The organism is Intestinibacter sp. (genome assembly GCF_022780145.1).
Taxonomy (GTDB): domain Bacteria; phylum Bacillota; class Clostridia; order Peptostreptococcales; family Peptostreptococcaceae; genus Intestinibacter.
The window spans coordinates 1-4,009 of sequence record NZ_JALEXO010000239.1 but is presented as its reverse complement, the minus strand read 5'-3'; the positions used below and the strand labels follow the sequence as shown (position 1 = coordinate 4,009).

Here is a 4,009-nt window from a genome sequence, read left to right as displayed (position 1 = left end):
CTTATGCAAAGGGAAAATTAATAGGTTCATCAACAGTAAGAAGCAATGGAACTTATTCAATATCTATACCAAAGCAACCATCTGGTAGAACTGTCACTGTAAAAATCAGTAAATCTGGTTACACTACTCGCTCTAAATCAGTTACAGTAAAAAAAGATAAAAAAAGCTCTACATATGTATACTGCAACGGTGGAAACTCTAAGTCTAAAATATACCACAAAACTGCACACGCTCACAATATGGAGGGTGCTATAAAGATGACAAAATCTCAAGCTAAGGCTAAGGGCTACAGAGCTTGTAAAAGATGCTGGTAGTAAAAATTCTAAATTGAAATTATACTAATTTTTTAAATAAAAAAGAGATGCAATCAAATCAATAAATTCATTTAATTGCATCTCTTTTTCTATACGAATACCCTTCTTACACCGGCAATTCTGCTTCTTTGACTGTTTTTTATCGGCCATACAACTACTTTATTAGGCCATGATTCGATAACCTTATCATTTCCTAGATAAATCGCAACATGATCTACTGCCCCACTTGCATCTGAATAGAATATTAAATCGCCTCTTTTTCTGTCTTTATATGCAACTTTTTTAAGCTTGCTAGATTTATATAGATTTCTAGATTCGTATTCATATCCTGGTTGTGAATGTCTGATTACACTAACTGGAAGTGGATTTATTCCTGCTGCATACATAGCCTGCATAACTAATCCCGAGCAATCTACACCTTGTCCTGGCTTGCCTGCTGCGCCTACTATATATTCAGTACCTAGATAATCATATGCTCTATCTATCATAGCTTCTATACATTCCTTTTTAGTGCTTGTATAATCTATCTGCATTGGAGATACATAAGCACCTAGATTATTCCAATCTGAATAAGAAAGTCCCATAGCCTTCCATGTTGTATAATTTACTACACCTGTTACAGGTAATCCCTTTTTCTTTTGAAATTCTTTTATTTTAGAAATAGTTCTAGGACCTACTATAGCGTAATTTTCTGTACCCATACCTAATTTTACTTGCACTTTTCTGACTTTAAGTCCCATAGTTCCTTTTTTTAGAGAATAACCACCTTGACCTGCAAAGCTTATATTATCTTGTATTTGGAAATAGCTGCTAGGATTTTGGTAAACTCTTTTTGTATTTACTGAGATTTCCTTAGATATAAACTTAGTCGCTGTTTCTGTCGCCGGAACGTAAACTCTCCATTTAGAAGTTTTTTGAGCATACCATTCACTTGGATATGTTAAAACTACCTTACTAGTTTCTTCATTTGATGCATGCTTTGTGACTTTTGTTTGCCATTTTTTAGTTTCTTCGTTGTATCTTTGTAGCTTTACTTCGCGCCCTTGTCCTGGTGTTACATAAATTGCATCTGTTACAGTTCTCCCAGCTGTATTATTTCTATAATAATTTATACTAGTTACAGTTGTTTCTTGTAATTCCTGAATATCATTTTCGGCAAATACTAAACTAGAAGTGAACATCAGCAATATTAATGTTAATGATATTACCTTTTGGAATTTTTTCATTATATCACTACCCCCATATTCTAATAATACATAATTTATAAAATTTTACTATTTCATATTATCATACATCAATATTTTTTTCCATAAAATAGACCCCTATAAAATAAAAGTTATATTTTATAGGGGTCATAATGCTTATTTAATTTTTAATCAAATTAAACAATAATCAAATGATATTTTGTATATTTAGATATTATTTTACTTTAACAGATTTTATAGTACTGTAATTTCCATAAACTTTCTTTCCATCTACAGTTCTATAAGATCTAACCTTAAAGTAATAAGTTCTACCACTTGTTAGTGAACTTGTTGTATAGCTCTTAGATGTAGTTGTTTTTACTAATTTATATGTTCCATACTTAGATGTAGCTCTATAAACTTCATATCCTGTTGCTCTAGTACTGCAATTTGTCCAAGTTAATTTTGCAGTTCTCTTAGCAGGTGATGTAGCTGTAACTACTGGAGTAAGTGGATTAGTAACAACTCTTAATTTTTCTGATTCTTTTAAGTAAACTTTCTTATTGTCTACTTTGTTATAAGCTTTTACTTTGTAGTTGTAGATAGTTGCAGATATTCTGCCGGTATCTTGATAGATATAAAAATCTACATTTTTAAATTCTTCTTTTTCTTCTGGATCTTCTATTTTATCATAATCTAAATCTGATATTACAACGTATTTCTTAGTACTTGCGTTGTATCTTAATACTTCATATCCTGTAGCATCTTTTACTTTATCCCAACCGATTTCTACAGTATTTCTAGTAACTTTTTCAGCTGTAAGTTTAAAGTCATCTTTAGTTTTAGCGCTTACTACATTTGAGTCTGCAGAGTAAACTTTTTGTCCATCTACTGTTCTATATGCTTTTACTGTATATTTGTAATCAGTGTCTTTAGTTAATTTGCTATCAGTGTAAGTTGTAGCAGTTAAGTCTTTTACTAATTTATAGTCTTCGCTATCTTTGTCAGCTCTATAAACTTCGTATCCTGTTGCTCTTGCTACTTGATTCCAACTTAATTCTACACTATCACTACTTACATTTCCTAATTTAGCTGTTGGAGCTAATGGTTTAACTGTTGCTTTTACTATATTTGATTCTTCAGAATAAACCTTTTGTCCCTTTACTACTTTATATACTTTTATCTTATATTTGTAGTAGCATCCAGAAGCTTTTCCTGTATCCTTATATGTTGTAGTATCAGCACTAGTTATATCAGCTATCTTAACATAAGTCTTGCTAGCTGTTGAGTATCTAGATAATTCATATCCATCGCAATCAGCTTTATCCCAAGCTAAATCTACTTCTGATGTTGTTGTGCCTGTAGATTTAAATCCTGTTACTTTGTCTACAGTTATACCTTTTATTTCAAAAGTCTTAGTTAATGTACCAGCGTAGTTTCCTATACCAGTTATTGTAACTGTTGCAGTTCCTGGTTTAACGTTGTTGCTATAGCTAACTGTGTAGTCTCTGTCTTTTACTAATGAAAGTGTCTTAGTTTTGTTTTGTCCTCCAGATATATAAGTTATTTGACCTGTTAACTTAGTAACTGCTGGAGTTTTTTGAGTTCCATCAGCATCTACAGTGTCGTATTCTAATGTAACATTAGTGTTGTTCATTGTAGATATATTTCTTGGTGTTATCTTGAAAGTCTTGACAACTTCACCCGCATAATCACCTATACCTTTGATTGTCACTGTAGCTGTACCAACATTTACATTGTCTGTATAGCTAGTTGTAAAGTCTTTATTTTTAACTAAAGTTTTACCTGTAGTTGTAGTTATTGTAACTGCTGGTATCTTGTTGTTTCCTGTATAAGCAGAAACTGTGTATGATAGTTTAATACTTTGATTCTTTAGTAATCCTAAACTCTTATATCCACATTTTTTACAGATATATTCAGTTTTTCCTGTACTACTAATCACTGGTTCATATTCATGTCCTGAATTCTTAGGATAATTTATTGTATATGTTAGATTACAATCATTACATTTGAAATTCTTATGACCTCTGTAAGTACATGTAGTTGGTTTATCTTCTGTAACTACTACATCGTGAGCTAAACCATCTGTACCAAAGTGATACATATTGTATTGGTCATTAGGATCAGCAACCCAACCAGTTTGGAATTTACCATTTATGAAATACATCTTCTTGCCAGTTTTTTCATCTTTTACAAATCCTGTGTAGTTACCTAATTCTTTAGCATTTCCACATTTATCACAAGTTAAATATTCACCATCATATACGTAATCGTGACCATCTTTGTCACATTCTTCAGATGATTTTGCCTTAGTATAGCTATCTATAACAGATCCATCTACATCATGAGTAGTAACTGTCATCTTATCTTCTGTAGTTGATACAGTTATATAGATACCATTGAAATCTTGAGTTGCCATTGCAAAATGGAAATCAGGATTATTAGCTATACCATATGATTTTTCACCTGTAGAACCACAGATATAATAAA

At 31.5% G+C, this 4,009-nt stretch carries 2 protein-coding genes and 1 pseudogene; 1 reads left to right on the top strand and 2 read right to left on the bottom strand.

Features of this window, described 5'->3' with window-relative positions; all coding sequences use genetic code 11:
- Positions 1 to 314: pseudogene (locus tag MR593_RS08995) on the top strand (Ig-like domain-containing protein); the annotation flags it as partial.
- An 89-nt stretch (positions 315 to 403) separates the two neighbouring features.
- On the opposite strand, the gene MR593_RS08990 reads toward MR593_RS08995, so the two are convergent.
- Complete coding sequence (locus MR593_RS08990; RefSeq protein WP_290692051.1) at positions 404 to 1,540, bottom strand: C40 family peptidase; 1,137 nt, start codon at positions 1,538 to 1,540, stop codon at positions 404 to 406.
- Positions 1,541 to 1,733: 193 nt separating this feature from the next.
- Positions 1,734 to 4,009, bottom strand: a 2,276-nt coding sequence (locus tag MR593_RS08985) for a fibronectin type III domain-containing protein (protein ID WP_290692049.1), incomplete at its 5' end; no start/stop codon positions are given.

What these genes read in the sequence shown, in the direction of transcription:
- MR593_RS08990 (WP_290692051.1), bottom strand. Translation starts at nt 1,540, where the DNA reads ATGAAAAAATTCCAAAAGGTAATATCATTAACATTAATATTGCTGATG.